General features: G+C 65.5%; 16 protein-coding genes. 11 read left to right on the top strand and 5 right to left on the bottom strand.

Translation table 11 applies throughout. The features are described from left to right. Both rho and hemJ read right to left on the bottom strand, forming a co-directional pair. The coding region (gene rho, locus VGC77_RS15885) for a transcription termination factor Rho (RefSeq protein ID WP_331172533.1) at positions 1 to 802 on the bottom strand (802 nt) is incomplete at its 3' end. Between the two features lie 287 nt (positions 803 to 1089). After that, the gene (hemJ, locus tag VGC77_RS15880; RefSeq protein WP_331172532.1) at positions 1090 to 1521 is read right to left on the bottom strand and encodes a protoporphyrinogen oxidase HemJ; all 432 of its coding nucleotides are present in this window, start codon (positions 1519 to 1521) and stop codon (positions 1090 to 1092) included. Positions 1522 to 1980: 459 nt separating this feature from the next. Between hemJ and VGC77_RS15875 the strand changes: the two genes are divergently transcribed. The 4 genes from VGC77_RS15875 (at position 1981) to dnaQ (ending at position 4888) form a co-directional block, all read left to right on the top strand. After that, entirely contained in the window at positions 1981 to 2820 is an 840-nt protein-coding gene (locus VGC77_RS15875; protein WP_331172535.1) for a pyruvate, water dikinase regulatory protein, read from the top strand. Continuing rightward, positions 2817 to 3425: a Maf family nucleotide pyrophosphatase gene (locus VGC77_RS15870; protein ID WP_331172531.1), complete on the top strand. Its 609-nt coding sequence runs from the start codon at positions 2817 to 2819 to the stop codon at positions 3423 to 3425. The genes VGC77_RS15875 and VGC77_RS15870 overlap by 4 nt, the downstream gene beginning before the upstream one ends. A 16-nt stretch (positions 3426 to 3441) precedes the next feature. After that, positions 3442 to 4041 (top strand): dephospho-CoA kinase, encoded by a 600-nt coding sequence (coaE, locus tag VGC77_RS15865; RefSeq protein ID WP_331172530.1) that lies wholly within the window; start codon positions 3442 to 3444, stop codon positions 4039 to 4041. A gap of 151 nt (positions 4042 to 4192) precedes the next feature. Continuing rightward, positions 4193 to 4888 (top strand): DNA polymerase III subunit epsilon, encoded by a 696-nt coding sequence (dnaQ, locus tag VGC77_RS15860; RefSeq protein WP_331172529.1) that lies wholly within the window; start codon positions 4193 to 4195, stop codon positions 4886 to 4888. A 289-nt stretch (positions 4889 to 5177) separates the two neighbouring features. On the opposite strand, the gene secB is transcribed toward dnaQ, so the two are convergent. Continuing rightward, positions 5178 to 5672 (bottom strand): protein-export chaperone SecB, encoded by a 495-nt coding sequence (gene secB / locus VGC77_RS15855; protein WP_331172528.1) that lies wholly within the window; start codon positions 5670 to 5672, stop codon positions 5178 to 5180. A gap of 465 nt (positions 5673 to 6137) precedes the next feature. Here secB and VGC77_RS15850 point away from each other — a divergent pair, with 465 nt between their 5' ends. Genes VGC77_RS15850 through VGC77_RS15840 form a run of 3 tightly spaced genes read left to right on the top strand, consistent with a single transcriptional unit; the run spans position 6138 to position 9002 of the window. Then, positions 6138 to 6839, top strand: a complete 702-nt coding sequence (locus tag VGC77_RS15850; protein WP_331172527.1) for a Tim44/TimA family putative adaptor protein — start codon at positions 6138 to 6140, stop codon at positions 6837 to 6839. Then, the gene (locus VGC77_RS15845) at positions 6763 to 8397 is read left to right on the top strand and encodes a murein transglycosylase A (RefSeq protein ID WP_414709681.1); all 1635 of its coding nucleotides are present in this window, start codon (positions 6763 to 6765) and stop codon (positions 8395 to 8397) included. Before VGC77_RS15850 ends, VGC77_RS15845 begins: the two co-directional genes overlap by 77 nt. Next, positions 8394 to 9002: a Smr/MutS family protein gene (locus VGC77_RS15840; protein WP_331172526.1), complete on the top strand. Its 609-nt coding sequence runs from the start codon at positions 8394 to 8396 to the stop codon at positions 9000 to 9002. Before VGC77_RS15845 ends, VGC77_RS15840 begins: the two co-directional genes overlap by 4 nt. Before the next feature lie 143 nt (positions 9003 to 9145). Here the strand turns inward: VGC77_RS15840 and hslU are convergent, their stop codons facing one another. Together hslU and hslV are read right to left on the bottom strand one after the other, a co-directional pair. After that, the gene (gene hslU / locus VGC77_RS15835) at positions 9146 to 10450 is read right to left on the bottom strand and encodes an ATP-dependent protease ATPase subunit HslU (protein ID WP_331172525.1); all 1305 of its coding nucleotides are present in this window, start codon (positions 10448 to 10450) and stop codon (positions 9146 to 9148) included. 158 nt (positions 10451 to 10608) lie between these two features. Beyond that, positions 10609 to 11181 (bottom strand): ATP-dependent protease subunit HslV, encoded by a 573-nt coding sequence (hslV, locus tag VGC77_RS15830; protein ID WP_331172524.1) that lies wholly within the window; start codon positions 11179 to 11181, stop codon positions 10609 to 10611. Positions 11182 to 11358: 177 nt separating this feature from the next. Between hslV and hisB the strand changes: the two genes are divergently transcribed. The 4 genes from hisB to hisA form a co-directional block, all read left to right on the top strand. Then, the gene (hisB, locus tag VGC77_RS15825) at positions 11359 to 11952 is read left to right on the top strand and encodes an imidazoleglycerol-phosphate dehydratase HisB (RefSeq protein WP_331172523.1); all 594 of its coding nucleotides are present in this window, start codon (positions 11359 to 11361) and stop codon (positions 11950 to 11952) included. A 30-nt stretch (positions 11953 to 11982) separates the two neighbouring features. Further along, positions 11983 to 12483: a DUF2628 domain-containing protein gene (locus tag VGC77_RS15820; RefSeq protein ID WP_331172522.1), complete on the top strand. Its 501-nt coding sequence runs from the start codon at positions 11983 to 11985 to the stop codon at positions 12481 to 12483. Continuing rightward, positions 12480 to 13130 carry an imidazole glycerol phosphate synthase subunit HisH gene (gene hisH / locus VGC77_RS15815; RefSeq protein WP_331172521.1) on the top strand — a complete coding sequence of 217 codons (651 nt, stop codon included), beginning with the start codon at positions 12480 to 12482 and terminating at the stop codon, positions 13128 to 13130. The genes VGC77_RS15820 and hisH overlap by 4 nt, the downstream gene beginning before the upstream one ends. A gap of 151 nt (positions 13131 to 13281) precedes the next feature. Further along, positions 13282 to 13892 (top strand): 1-(5-phosphoribosyl)-5-[(5-phosphoribosylamino)methylideneamino]imidazole-4-carboxamide isomerase (hisA, locus tag VGC77_RS15810; RefSeq protein ID WP_331172520.1); only part of this gene is annotated, 611 nt, incomplete at its 3' end.

The following is a 13892-nucleotide window of genomic DNA, read 5'->3' as shown; positions in this document are numbered from 1 at the left end:
CGAGCAGGATGACGACGTCGCGGCCGTGTTCGACCAGCCGCTTGGCCTTCTCGATCACCATCTCGGCGACCTGGACGTGACGCACCGCCGGCTCGTCGAAAGTCGAGGATACCACCTCGCCTTTCACCGAGCGCTGCATGTCGGTGACTTCCTCCGGCCGCTCGTCGATCAACAGCACGATCAGGTAGCATTCCGGATGGTTGGCGGTGATCGAATGCGCGATGTTCTGCATCAGCACGGTCTTGCCGGTGCGCGGCGGCGCCACGATCAGCGCGCGCTGGCCCTTGCCGATCGGCGCCACGATGTCGATCACCCGCGCCGACAGATCTTTGCGCGTGGAGTCTTCCAGTTCGAGCCGGAAGCGCTGGTCCGGAAACAGCGGCGTCAGATTGTCGAAATTGACCTTGTGCTTGGACTTTTCCGGGTCCTCGAAATTCAGCGTATTGACCTTGAGCAGCGCGAAGTAGCGCTCGCCTTCCTTCGGGCTGCGGATATGGCCCTCGATGGTGTCACCGGTGCGCAACCCGAAGCGGCGGATCTGCGACGGCGAGACGTAGATGTCATCCGGGCCGGGCAGATAATTCGCATCCGGCGAGCGCAGAAAGCCGAAGCCGTCGGACAGCACTTCGACAACGCCTTCGCCGATGATGTCGGTTTCCTTGATCGCCAACTGCTTGAGGCTGGCAAACATCAGCTCCTGCTTGCGCATCGTGCTGGCGTTTTCGACCCCGAGTTCTTCGGCGAACGACACCAGTTCAGCCGGCGTCTTCGCCTTGAGGTCTTGAAGCTTCATTTCCCGCATTGGGAGGATCCTGTGGAAAAACGGAGAGGGATGGCGAGGAGTTCAACGACGCGAACGCCAGAAAGATCAGGAAAGTCCGCAGGTCTTGTGGCAGGAAGTCTCGAGGCAGGACGTTTATCCAAAGGAAGGTGCCGGGAGGGGGCTTCAAACCTTAAGAGGCGTCCGGTCAAACAACCAAACCAGAATGCGCCTGCATCCGCCTGCGTGGGTGGGATGGCCACAATATAGAAAATCGAACGCCGGGACGCAAGAAATTCCCCATCGGCCGGCCGCGACGCCCCAAAACGCTACGGCTTGACCACCACCAGGATCACCGCGACGATCATCAGCAGCGTAGGAATCTCGTTGATAACGCGATAGAATTTGTGGCTGTGCGTGTTCCGGTCAGAGGCGAAATCGCGCACATAGCGGCCCAGCAAAATGTGGATCACGGTCATCAGCACCACCGCGGCGAGCTTGCCGTGAAACCAGCCGTCCATCAGGAAACCGCGATCCCAGGCGATGTAGAGCCCGGCCACCCAGGCCAGCATCATCGCCGGGTTCATGATCGCCTTGTAGAGCCGGCGCTCCATCACCTTGAAGGTTTCGGACTGTTTCGATCCGACCGTCGCGCTGCAATGATAGACGAACAACCGCGGCATGTAGAGCATGCCGGCCATCCAGGAGATCACCGCGATGACGTGCAGCGCCTTAACCCACGGGTAAATCAACTCGGCCATACAACTCTCACTGCGGTGTCCGGTCGCTCGGATTTTTTCCAACGCCCGGAACGCCATGCCTAACACGGGCATTATCGAAATGCTCGAACAACGCGTTTTCCGCAAGCCATCCTTTTCTAAAACAATAGTTATAGAATCTTAGGTTAGAGTCTAAGTGGCAGTGGATTAGGCCCACGCAACACAATCCGGAATTGTCCCGGGCTTGTGCACAACGCGGCGGAGTTTTCCCGGCCCTCCACAGCGCGCAAGAATCCGCCCAGCCTCAGCGACTTGCGCCAGGTCTCGGCTGTCTTATCAAGAGACAAGCCGACATAACCCCGCTACCATTCCTAACGATCCCCGATAAGATCCCCGCGAGGAGTCCTGTGTAGAAAATTCCGGCTTATCCCGGGTGCCGCGCCAGCGACGCCGCGACCGCCCGAACGCCCCACAGCGATTCACAGGATATACAGGCTTATGATGCCCACCGACGGCAGCTATTTTCATCTCCATCTGGTGTCCGATTCGACCGGCGAGACTTTGATCACGGTGTCCCGCGCGGTCGCGGCGCAATACGCCAATGTCAGCCCGGTCGAACACGTCTATCCCTTGGTGCGCAGCCAGAAGCAGCTCGACCGGGTGTTGGCCGAGATCGAGGAAGCGCCGGGCATCGTGCTGTTCACGCTTTTGGAAAAGGATCTGGTCGAGCGGCTCGAGGCCAAATGCGAGGAAGTCAACATTCCGAGCCTGTCGATCATCGGCCCGGTGATGCAACTGTTCCAGGCCTATCTCGGCTCCTCCACCACCGGCCGGGTCGGCGCCCAGCACACCCTCAACGCAGAATATTTCAAGCGCATCGACGCGCTGAATTATTCGATGATCCATGACGATGGCCAGCACGTCGAAGGCCTGGAAGACGCCGACGTGGTGCTGGTGGGCGTGTCGCGCACCTCGAAGACGCCGACCTCGATCTATCTCGCCAACCGCGGCATTCGCACCGCCAACGTGCCGCTGGTGCCCGGAATCGCTATTCCGCACCAGCTCGAGACCCTGACCAAGCCGCTGGTGGTCAGCCTGCACGCCACCCCGGAGCGGCTGATCCAGGTGCGGCAGAACCGGCTGCTGTCGATGGGCGCCACCGTCGGCAACGAGGATTACATCGACCGCCAATCGGTCAATGACGAGGTCTCGTTCGCCCGTAGGCTGAGCGCGAAATATGGCTGGGCGCTGCTCGAGGTCACGCGGCGCTCGATCGAGGAAACCGCGGCCGCGGTGATGAAGCTGTTGGCCGACCGGCAGCGGCAGCGACAACAGGAATGACGATCTGGCTCGGATCGCAACCGCTGGTTCTGGCGTCGCAAAGCTATGCGCGACAGATGTTGCTGCAAAACGCCGGCATTCCCTTCGAGGCGATCCCCGCCGCGATCGACGAACGCGGCGTGCAGCAGGCCTCCGGCCTGAGCTCGCCGGCGGAAATCGCCGCCCGGCTCGCCGAGGAAAAGGCCCTGGTGGTGTCGCAGCGGCTGCCCGGTCGCCTGGTGCTCGGCGCCGACCAGACGCTGGCGCTCGGCGAGCGGACCTTCATCAAACCCGCCGACCGCGCCAAGGCCACCGCACAATTGCGCACGCTGTCCGGCCGCCGCCACGAATTGCATTCGGCGATCGCCTTAGTGCGCAACGGCAAGACGGTGTTTGCCGAAACCTCGGTGGCGCGGATGACGATGCGCCAGCTCACCGAGGCCGAGATCGAGGCCTATCTCAACGAGGCCGGCGATGCCGCGACCTCCAGCGTCGGCGGCTATCAGGTCGAAGGCCTCGGCGTGCATCTGTTCGACGGCATCCATGGCGATCACTTCACCATTCTCGGCCTGCCGCTGGTGCCGCTGTTGAGCTATCTGCGGCAGCAGCGGTTGCTGGCGTTCTGAATCAGGGGACGGCGCCATGCGGATCCTGGGACTGACCGGCTCGATCGGCATGGGCAAGTCAACCACCGCGCGATTGTTCGCCGAGGCCGGCGTGCCGGTGTACGACGCCGATGCCACCGTGCATCGGATCTACGACGGCGAGGCCGCACCCGCGGTCGAGGCGGCGTTTCCCGGCACCACGCTGAACGGCAAGGTCGACCGCGCGCTGTTGTCGGCGCGGGTGCTGCATGATCCTGCGGCGATGCAGCGGCTCGAAGCGATCGTGCATCCGCTGCTGCGTGCGCACCACCAGCAATTCCTCGCCGACGCGGAACAATCCGGCGCTCCGGTCGCGGTGGTCGACGTGCCGTTGTTGTTCGAGACCGGCGGCGACGCCCGGGTCGACGCCGTGGTGGTGGTCACCACCTCGCCCGAAGTGCAGCGGGCGCGGATTCTCGCTCGCCAGGGCATGACCGGCGACAAGCTCGACGCGCTTTTGGCGCGGCAATTGCCGGATGCCGAAAAGCGCAAGCGCGCGGATTTCGTGGTGGATACCTCGCACGGTTTGGAGCCGGTGCGGGCGCAGATCCGCGATATCCTCGCCGCCACTGCTAGAATGCCGCGGCGGCGCCCCTGATTCGCCGTCGCCAAAGGGCCGTCATTCCGGGGCGCGAGCAGCTTTAGCTGCAAGCGAACCCGGAATCTAGCGACAAGCGAAGCGCCCGGCCCCGCGCCCCGGATGACGACGCGGGGAGCTGATCGAATCAACCGGACTGAAAGTTGCACCGATGCGTGAAATCGTCCTCGACACCGAAACCACCGGCCTCGATCCGCTGCGCGGCGATCGGCTGGTCGAGATCGGCTGCGTCGAGATCTTCAACCGGATGCCGACTGGGCAGACCTTTCACCGCTACATCAATCCCGAGCGCGACATGCCGCAGGAAGCCTTTGCGGTGCACGGGCTGTCCGCCGAATTTCTCGCGACCAAGCCTTTGTTCGCCGAGGTGGTCGACGAGTTTCTCGACTTCATCGCCGACGCGCCCTTGGTGATCCACAACGCCTCGTTCGACATCGGCTTCATCAACGCCGAACTGGCCAAGATCGCCCGGCAGCCGATTCCGCGCGACCGGCTGGTCGACACGCTGTTGTTGGCGCGGCGCAAGCATCCCGGCGTCTCCAACCGGCTCGACGATCTGTGCTCGCGCTATGCGATCGACAATTCGCGGCGCACCAAGCACGGCGCGCTGCTCGACGCCGAACTGTTGGCCGAAGTCTATATCGACCTGATCGGCGCCCGGCAGTCGCAACTGATTCTGGCGGAAGCTGCGCCGTCGCGCTCGCACCGGCCGGGCGACGCGCCGCGGCGGCAGCGCGAGGTGCCGTTGGCGCCGCGGGTCAGCGACGCCGACCGCGCCGCGCACCGCGCCTTCGTCGCCACGCTCGGCGACAAGCCGCTGTGGAACGAGTATTTCGGCGAGGCGTAGCGCGTCGTCGATCTGGCTGTATGTAGTCGGCTACAGCCAACAACGAGTCATTCCGGGGCGCGAACAGCGTCAGCTGTGAGCGAACCCGGAATCTCGCAACAACGATAGATTCCGGCATGCGCGGCAAGATTCCGGGTTCGCTCGAGCTTCGCTCTCGCGCCCCGGAATGACGACTTGATATGTGGCCGGCGTAGTAAGCCAAGCCGCGCCGCAAACGAAACAAGCCGGGCTGCAAAGCCCGGCCTGTTGAAATCCAATCTTGTGACTTGTGTGAAGAAGCGCCGCTCGATCAGCTCGGCTTGGCCTCGTCGGCGGCGGCAGCCGCGGCGGCCTGGCGCTCCATGTTCTGGCGATACAGGCCGACGAAATCCACCGGATCGAGCATCAAGGGCGGGAAGCCGCCGTCGCGCACCGAGGTGGCGATGATCTCGCGGGCGAACGGAAACAGCAGCCGCGGGCATTCGATCATCACCAAAGGATGCAGGTTTTCCTTCGGCACGTTGAGGATGCGGAACACGCCGGCATATTGCAGTTCGAAGCTGAAGATCAGCGAGCCGGCATTGTCGGCCTTGCCCTCGATCGAAAGCGTCACCTCGAATTCGCTGTCGGCCAGCGTATTGGCGGTGACGTTGATCTGGATGTTGATCGACGGCTGCTGCGCCTGCGGCGCCAGCGAGGCCGGGGCGTTCGGATTCTCGAACGACAGATCCTTGGTGTATTGCGCCAGCACGTTGAGCTGGGGAGCCTGGGCCGCTTCCGGAGGCGCGCCGTTGCCGTTGGTCATAAGGGTTCTCCTGAAGCGTCGCCAAAGCGGACGCCGCCCGGCGATGTCGCGATTGCGAGAAGGTGTTGTCGGGCGCAGTGGCTATCATAGCCCCGCCGCGTTCCACAAGGACGGAAGCGGCGCCGCGCCGCACGCCGCGCTGGATCGGCTCAAAATCCGCCGCTGCTGCCGCCGCGGCTCCTGCCGTGAGGCCGCGACCTTCGGCTAAAGCATTGAAGGCGAGGCATTTTCCGTGAAACCTTGGGGTTTCCCCTGAATCGCAAAACGCGCTACAATTCAAGCAAATCAAGGGGCAGCATGACGATACCTTCGCCGCCGAGCCGCTTTGTGCCAAATCCCGCCATTGGCTGGGCTCGGTTCATGCCTACATGCTAAGAGCTCAACCTTCGAGATCATCAACTCCGTCTTCCCTCGGGATGCATTGACGCCGGATGTGTCCGGCGCTGACCAGAAAGCGAATGCGACGTGGATATTTACACCATCATCTTCTTGGCCCTTGCGGTGTTTATCTTCCTGCGTCTCCGCAATGTGCTCGGCCAGAAAACCGGCAATGAGCGGCCGCCGTTCGATCGCGCCGCCCGCGACGTGGTGCGCGGCGCGCAGGACAACGTCGTGCCGTTGCCGGGCGCGGTGCTCGATCCGGCGCCGCTGACCCCCTCCGCCGACGTGGCGCCGCCGATTGATCGCTGGAAAGGCGTGGCCGAACCCGGCACGCCGCTGGCGCAGGGGCTCAACGCCATCGCGGCGCAGGATTCCTCGTTCGATCCGCAGCACTTCCTGAGCGGCGCCCGCGGCGCCTATGAGATGATCGTGCTGGCCTTTGCCAATGGTGATCGCCGCGCGCTGAAGGATCTGTTGTCGGCCGAAGTCTATGACAGCTTCGAGGCGGTGATTCGCGAGCGCGAGAAACACGACCAGAAGACCGAAACCCGCTTCGTCTCGATCGACAAGGCCGAACTGGTGTCGGCCGAGGCGCGCGACCGCGCGGCGCAATTGACCGTGCGATTCGTCTCGCAGATGATCACCGTGACCCGCGACAAGACGGGCGCGATTGTCGATGGAAACCCGGACAAGGTCGCCGATATCACCGATGTTTGGACATTTGCCCGAGACGTCGGATCGCGCGATCCGAACTGGAAGCTGGTCGGCACCGGCAGCGTGCACTAGCCGCGGCGGCTTGCGCGCCGCCGTCTGCGCGCTGCTGGCGGCGGCGCTGTCACTTGCCCAGGCTCCGGCCGAGGCTCGGCATCAGCATTCGCGCCCGCACCCTCGTCCGGTGGCGGTGTGGCCGCCGGAAATCCCCAACGGCCAATATATGCCGGTCGGCTGGGCCGAGGTCGCCGGCTGGAGCGACGACGACCAGCTCGCGGCGTTCAAAGCGTTTCGTGCAAGCTGCAAGCCGATCGCGGCGCAACGCGGCCCCGCCAGCGACGCCAAGCCGCTCGGCGGCTCGCTACGTGAGCCCTGCCTCCTCGCCCGCACCGCCGACATCACCGATCAGACCGCGGCCCGCGCGTTCTTCGAGCGGCATTTTGTGCCGGTGCGAATTGCCAAGCTCGGCGAGACCGACGGCTTCGTCACCGGCTATTACGAGCCGGTGCTCGACGGCTCGCGCACGCCGACCGACGTCTACACCGTGCCGGTGTATCGCCGGCCCTCCAATCTGTTCGTGCGCGGCGTCAGCCAGGGCGCGGTCGGGCTGCCCAACAAGGGCGAGGTGTTTCGCAAGATCGGGCGGCGCAAGCTGGTGCCGTATTACGATCGCGGCGCAATCGAGGACGGCGCGGTGGCCGGCCGCGGGCTGGAATTGTGCTGGCTGAAGAGCCAGACCGATCTGTTGTTCACCCAGATCCAGGGCTCGGCGCGGGTGCGTTTCGAGGACGGCACCACGCTGCGAATCAATTACGACGCACATAACGGTTATCCCTACACGCCGGTCGGCCGCATCCTGATCGAGCGCAACATCATTCCGAAAGAGCAGATGTCGATGCAGCGGATCCGGCAGTGGATGGAGGACAATCCCGACGGCGCCAATGAGCTGCGCCGGCAGAACCGCTCCTACGTGTTCTTCCGCGCGGTCGATCTGTCGGACCAGGACGAGGCGGTCGGCGCGCAGGGCGTGCCGCTGACGCCGGGGCGCTCGATCGCGGTCGACAAATCGCTGCACGTCTACGGCACACCGTTTTTCATCGCCGCCGATCTGCCGCTTGAGTCCGAGCAGACCACGACGCCGTTTCATCGGCTGATGGTGGCGCAGGACACCGGCTCGGCGATCGTCGGGCCGGCGCGTGCCGACCTGTATTTCGGCGCCGGCGCCGAGGCTGGGCGGGTGTCCGGCCGGCTGCGCCACGCCGCCCGCTTCGTGATGCTGGTACCGAACAGCCTCGATCCCTCGACGCGGGGCCGCACCATGCCGCTGCCGGAAGCGCGGCCGTCGGCCAAAATCGCCAGGCTGTTTCCGCAAGCGCAGCAGCCGAAGCCCGCCGGCGATCAAAAGTCGGCCCAACCGCCGTCTGCGCCGCCAGCCAACCCGGCAACGCCGGGCGCGGAGGCCGCAAAGGGTGCGCCGCCGGCCGCCGATTCATCCAAAAGGCTCGCCGCAGCGGCGGCCGGCGTGCCGTTGCCGGAGGCGCGACCGGCGACGGCGCCAGAGCTTCGGCCGGTGCCGGTCAGGCGGCCGCATCGGCATCGGCGGCATCATCGCCGTTGGCATTGGGCGCGATGAGCAAGGACCCGCCGCAGATTTCCGAAGCGCTAGTTTCGCCGCGGCGGCGCCGCGCGCTGAGCGAGCCGGAGCGCGAGCTGTGGGAGAGCGTCGCCAAACAGGTCAAGCCGCTGCGCAAGAAGCACCGCGTCGCCAAAGCCGCTGCCGTCGCCACGCCGCCCGAACCGGCGCTGCGGCGTTCGAAGCCCGCCGCGGCGGTGAAGCCGGTCGCCCCCGGCAAGACCAGGCCGGCGGCGAAGCTCGATGCGCCGCGGCCGGCGCCGCCGTTGGCGCCGATCGGCCGGCGCGAGCGCGCGCATCTGTCGCGCGGCAAGAAGAGCATCGACGGCCGCATCGACCTGCACGGCATGACGCAGAGCCGGGCGCATGGCGCGCTATTGTCGTTCCTGCATCGCGCCAGCTCCGAGGGCATGACCTTCGTGCTGGTGATCACCGGCAAGGGCCGCAGCGTCGGCCCGGACTCCGAGCGCGGCGTGCTGCGCCGCCAGGTGCCGCATTGGCTCGGCCTGCCGGAATTCCGCGCGCTGGTGGTCGGCTTCGAGGAGGCCCATATCGGCCATGGCGGCGAAGGCGCGCTCTATGTCCGGGTGCGGCGGCTGCGATAGTGCTCACAGCCCCACGCTGTCATTGCCGGGCTTGACCCGGCAATCCATCCTCTTGAAAAATCATCTCGTGAGGGGCGATGGATCCGCGGGTCAAGCCCGCGGATGACGCCTGCAAGTGCGGCGACGCCCTACGATACAGCAGCTCACAAAATGAACCGGCTGAGATCGGCGTTCTTGGCGAGGTCGCCGACGTGCTTCTGCACATAGTCGGCGTCGATCCGGATGGTCTCGCCATCGCGGTCCGGCGCGGTGAACGAGATCTCGTCGAGCACCCGCTCCATCACGGTCTGCAGCCGCCGCGCGCCGATGTTCTCGACGCTGGAATTCACCGCCACCGCGACGTCGGCGAGCGCGTCGACCGCCGCGTCGGTGATGTCGAGCACCACGCCCTCGGTCTGCAGCAAGGCGACATATTGCTTGATCAGCGAGGCCTCCGGCTCGGTGAGAATCCGCCGCATGTCGTCGCGGGTCAGCGCGTCGAGTTCGACCCGGATCGGCAGCCGGCCCTGCAATTCCGGCAACAGGTCGCTCGGCTTGGCGATGTGGAAGGCGCCGGAGGCGATGAACAGGATGTGGTCGGTCTTCACCGCGCCGTGCTTGGTCGACACCGTGGTGCCCTCGATCAGCGGCAACAGGTCGCGCTGCACGCCCTCGCGCGACACCTCGCCGCCGCTGCGGCCGTCGCGCACGCAGATCTTGTCGATCTCGTCGAGGAACACGATGCCGTTGTTCTCGACGGCACCAATCGCCTCCTGCACCAGCTGATCGCTGTCCAGAAGCTTGTCGGCCTCCTCGTTGACCAGGAGCTCGTGGGAATCCTCCACCGTCAGCCGCCTGGTTTTGCTGCGGCCGCCCATCTTGCCGAAGATGTCGCCGATCGAGATCGCGCCGAGCTGGGCGCCGGGCATGCCGGGAATTTCGAACATCGACGGGCCGCCACCGCTGGACTGGATCTCGACCTCGATCTCCTTGTCGTTAAGTTCGCCGGCGCGCAGCTTCCTGCGGAACGAATCCCGCGTGGTGGCGCTGGAATTGGCGCCGACCAGAGCGTCGAGTACGCGCTCCTCGGCGGCGATCTGGGCGCGAGCCTGGACGTCCTTGCGCTTGCGCTCCCGCACCTGGGCGATCGCGACCTCGACCAGATCGCGGATGATCTGCTCGACGTCGCGGCCGACATAGCCGACCTCGGTGAATTTGGTGGCCTCGACCTTGATGAAGGGCGCGCCGGCGAGTTTCGCCAGCCGCCGCGCGATCTCGGTCTTGCCGACCCCGGTCGGCCCGATCATCAAAATGTTCTTCGGCAGCACCTCTTCGCGCAAGTTGCCTTCGAGCTGCAGCCGCCGCCAGCGGTTGCGCAGCGCGATCGACACCGCACGCTTGGCGTCGTGCTGGCCGACGATGAAACGGTCGAGTTCGGAAACGATTTCGCGGGGGGAAAAGTCGGTCATGTCTCTGCTTCTTTCCCTCTCCCCTTGTGGGAGAGGGTGGCGCGGACGACGTCCGTGCCGGGTGAGGGGTTGTTGCGAGTCGGTGAGGCAAACCCCTCACCCGCCCTCGCTTCGCTCGGGCACCCTCTCCCACAAGGGGAGAGGGAAGAAAGCGCGCGTCAGCCGCTCAGCGTTTCCACGGTGACGTTGCGGTTGGTGTAGACGCAGATGTCGGCGGCGATATCCAGCGAGCGGCGCACGATCGCCTCGGCGTCCTTGTCGCTGTCGATCAGCGCCCGCGCCGCGGCCAGCGCGTAATTGCCGCCGGAGCCGATCGCCATCACGCCGGCTTCCGGCTCCAGCACGTCGCCGGTGCCGGTCAACACCAGCGAGACCTCCTTGTCGGCGACGATCATCATCGCCTCCAGCCGGCGCAGGTAGCGGTCGGTGCGCCAGTCCTTGGCGAGCTCGACCGCGGCGCGGGTGAGTTGCCCGGGATATTGTTCGAGCTTGGCCTCGAGCCGCTCGAACAGCGTGAAGGCGTCGGCGGTGGCGCCGGCGAAGCCGCCGATGACGTCGCCCTTGCCGAGCTTGCGCACCTTTTTGGCGTTGGATTTGATCACGGTCTGGCCGATCGAGACCTGGCCGTCGCCGCCGATCACCACGCGGCCGCCCTTGCGGACGGTCAGAATGGTGGTGCCGTGCCAAACCTGGGGCGATGCTTCGCCGGAGGCCGTATGGAATGGGGTCATGGGATTCCTCGTGAGAGCGCTGATCTAGGCACGCCGGGCCCGGGATGCAAATCGCGGCAGGCCGACGGTTTTTCGCTCACCATAGCCGCAAGAGGGATCGCGTCGGCTTGTTCGGCTGTAGCGAAGCCGTCATCGGCCTGTTAAAAGGGCCGCGTTTTCAGCCCGGGAGCCCGCTTCATGCGCACGGCGACGATCAAGCGCAAGACCAAGGAAACCGCGATCGAGGTCGCGGTCGACCTCGACGGCAGCGGCGTATCCAATATCTCCACCGGGATCGGGTTCTTCGACCACATGCTGGATCTGTTGGCGCGGCATTCCCGGATCGACATCACCGTCAAGGCGGTCGGCGATCTGCACATCGATTATCATCACACCACCGAGGATGTCGGCATCGCACTCGGCCAGGCGGTCAGGCAGGCGCTCGGCAATATGGCCGGGATCACTCGCTATGCGAGCATCCATCTGCCGATGGACGAGACGCTGACCCGGGTGGTGATCGACATCTCCGGCCGCCCGACGCTGGTGTTCAAGGCCGAGTTCCCGCGCGACAAGATCGGCGAATTCGACACCGAGCTGGTGCGGGAATGGTTCAACGCCTTCGCGATGAATGCGGCTGTGACTCTGCATGTCGAGACCCTATATGGCGAGAACAGCCACCACATCGCCGAATCCTGCTTCAAGGGTCTGGCGCGGGCGCTGCGCGCGGCGGTCGCGATCGATCCCTCCGCCGCCGGCGAAGTGCCGTCCACCAAGGGTCAGCTCGGCGGCTGATCGGTTTTGAGTATCGGTTGGAGAACCGCGATGTCGGTTTACACAGTGCACGCGCCCGTCGCCGCCCCGACGAACCGGCCGAGTTCGGCCGAGCGCTTCGTGTTCGTGCGCGACGGGTTTCATGTCTGGGCCTTCCTCGCCGGGCCGTTCTGGCTGCTCTATCACCGGCTGTGGCTGGCGCTCGCCGGCTATGTCGCGTTGAACGTGGTTGCCACCGCGGTGCTGAGCGCGGCGCAGGCCGACGCCGGCAGCCGGCTGGCCGTGATGCTGTTGATCGCGCTTTTGATGGGGCTGGAAGCAGCTAGCCTGCGGCGCTGGACGCTGTCGCGGCGCGGCTGGCGCCAGCTCGATCTGGTGGTGGCCGACGATGAAGAAACCGCAGAGCGGCGGTTCTTCGACCGCTGGGCGAGCGCGCCGCGGGTCGAGGATTATCGGCCGGTGGAGCGCGGCGCGCCGCCGCCGACCCGCTCGCCGAGTTCGCTGCAGCCCGACATTTTCGGGTTGTTTCCGCGTCCGGGGTCGTCGCGATGAGCGTCGCCATCATCGATTACGGCTCCGGCAATCTGCACTCCGCCGCGAAAGCCTTCGAGCGCGCCGCGCGCGCCATGGAGGTGCCGGACAAGATCGTGGTGACCCGCGATCCCGAAGTGGTTTACCGCGCCGATCGGATCGTGCTGCCGGGCGTCGGCGCCTTCGCCGATTGCCGCCGCGGGCTCGACGCGGTCGACGGCATGGTGCAGGCGATGACCGAAGCGGTGCGCGACAAGGCGCGGCCGTTTTTCGGGATCTGCGTCGGCATGCAGTTGATGGCGACCCACGGCAAGGAGCACGTCACCACTGACGGGCTCGACTGGATCCGCGGCGACGTGGTGAAGATCACGCCGCGCGAGGAGAATTTGAAGATTCCGCATATGGGCTGGAATACGCTGGAGATGGTGCGCGAGCATCCGGTGCTGGAGCGGCTGCCGCTCGGCCCGAACGGCCGCCACGCCTATTTCGTGCACTCGTTCCATCTCGCCGCGGTCAACGAAGCCGACGTGCTGGCGCGCGCCGATTACGGCGGGCCGGTCACCGCGATGGTCGGTCGCGACACGGCGATCGGCACCCAGTTTCACCCGGAGAAAAGCCAGCGCTTCGGGTTGGCGCTGATCTCGAATTTTCTGAAGTGGAAGCCGTGATGGCTTTCCGCGGAGATTGCGCCGTCACCCTGAGGAGCCCGCCGAAGGCGGGCGTCTCGAAGGGCGACGGCTCTTCCAATTGGGCCATCCTTCGAGGCTCGCCGCGAGTGCGGCGAGCACCTCAGGATGACGCCGGAGCGAGTTGCTAGCTATGATTCTGTTTCCCGCGATCGACCTGAAGAACGGCCAATGCGTCCGCCTCGAGCAGGGCGACATGGACCGCGCCACGGTGTTCAACCTCGACCCCGCAGCGCAAGCCAACAGCTTCGCGGCGCAGGGCTTCGACTATCTGCACGTGGTCGATCTCGACGGCGCCTTCGCCGGCAAGCCGATGAACGCCAAGGCTGTCGAAGCGATGCTGCAGGTGGTGACCATGCCGGTGCAGCTCGGCGGCGGGATTCGCGATCTCGCCACCGTTGAGGCCTGGCTCGGCAAGGGCGTCAGCCGGGTCATCATCGGCACCGCGGCGGTGCGCGATCCTGCGCTGGTCAAGGACGCCGCGAAAAAATTCCCCGGCCGCGTCGCGGTCGGGCTCGACGCCCGCGACGGCAAGGTCGCGGTGCAGGGCTGGGCGGAAAGCGCCGAAGTCACCGCGCTGGAAATCGCGCAGCGCTTCGAGGATGCCGGCGTCGCCGCCATCATCTTCACCGATATCGCCCGCGACGGGCTGTTGAAGGGCCTCAACCTCGACGCCACGATCGAGCTTGCCGAAGCGATCTCGATCCCGGTGATCGCCTCGGGCGGGTTCGGCTCGATCGACGA

It is taken from the genome of Rhodopseudomonas sp. (genome assembly GCF_036404135.1).
Classification (GTDB): Bacteria; Pseudomonadota; Alphaproteobacteria; order Rhizobiales; family Xanthobacteraceae; genus Rhodopseudomonas_A.
This window is presented reverse-complemented; position numbering and strand designations above follow the sequence as displayed.

What these genes read in the sequence shown, in the direction of transcription:
- hisH (WP_331172521.1), top strand. Translation starts at nt 12,480, where the DNA reads ATGAGCGTCGCCATCATCGATTACGGCTCCGGCAATCTGCACTCCGCC.
- VGC77_RS15870 (WP_331172531.1), top strand. Translation starts at nt 2,817, where the DNA reads ATGACGATCTGGCTCGGATCGCAACCGCTGGTTCTGGCGTCGCAAAGC.
- dnaQ (WP_331172529.1), top strand. Translation starts at nt 4,193, where the DNA reads ATGCGTGAAATCGTCCTCGACACCGAAACCACCGGCCTCGATCCGCTG.
- coaE (WP_331172530.1), top strand. Translation starts at nt 3,442, where the DNA reads ATGCGGATCCTGGGACTGACCGGCTCGATCGGCATGGGCAAGTCAACC.
- hslV (WP_331172524.1), bottom strand. Translation starts at nt 11,181, where the DNA reads ATGACCCCATTCCATACGGCCTCCGGCGAAGCATCGCCCCAGGTTTGG.
- VGC77_RS15820 (WP_331172522.1), top strand. Translation starts at nt 11,983, where the DNA reads ATGTCGGTTTACACAGTGCACGCGCCCGTCGCCGCCCCGACGAACCGG.
- secB (WP_331172528.1), bottom strand. Translation starts at nt 5,672, where the DNA reads ATGACCAACGGCAACGGCGCGCCTCCGGAAGCGGCCCAGGCTCCCCAG.
- VGC77_RS15875 (WP_331172535.1), top strand. Translation starts at nt 1,981, where the DNA reads ATGCCCACCGACGGCAGCTATTTTCATCTCCATCTGGTGTCCGATTCG.
- VGC77_RS15845 (WP_414709681.1), top strand. Translation starts at nt 6,763, where the DNA reads ATGTTTGGACATTTGCCCGAGACGTCGGATCGCGCGATCCGAACTGGA.
- hisB (WP_331172523.1), top strand. Translation starts at nt 11,359, where the DNA reads ATGCGCACGGCGACGATCAAGCGCAAGACCAAGGAAACCGCGATCGAG.
- VGC77_RS15840 (WP_331172526.1), top strand. Translation starts at nt 8,394, where the DNA reads ATGAGCAAGGACCCGCCGCAGATTTCCGAAGCGCTAGTTTCGCCGCGG.
- hemJ (WP_331172532.1), bottom strand. Translation starts at nt 1,521, where the DNA reads ATGGCCGAGTTGATTTACCCGTGGGTTAAGGCGCTGCACGTCATCGCG.
- hslU (WP_331172525.1), bottom strand. Translation starts at nt 10,450, where the DNA reads ATGACCGACTTTTCCCCCCGCGAAATCGTTTCCGAACTCGACCGTTTC.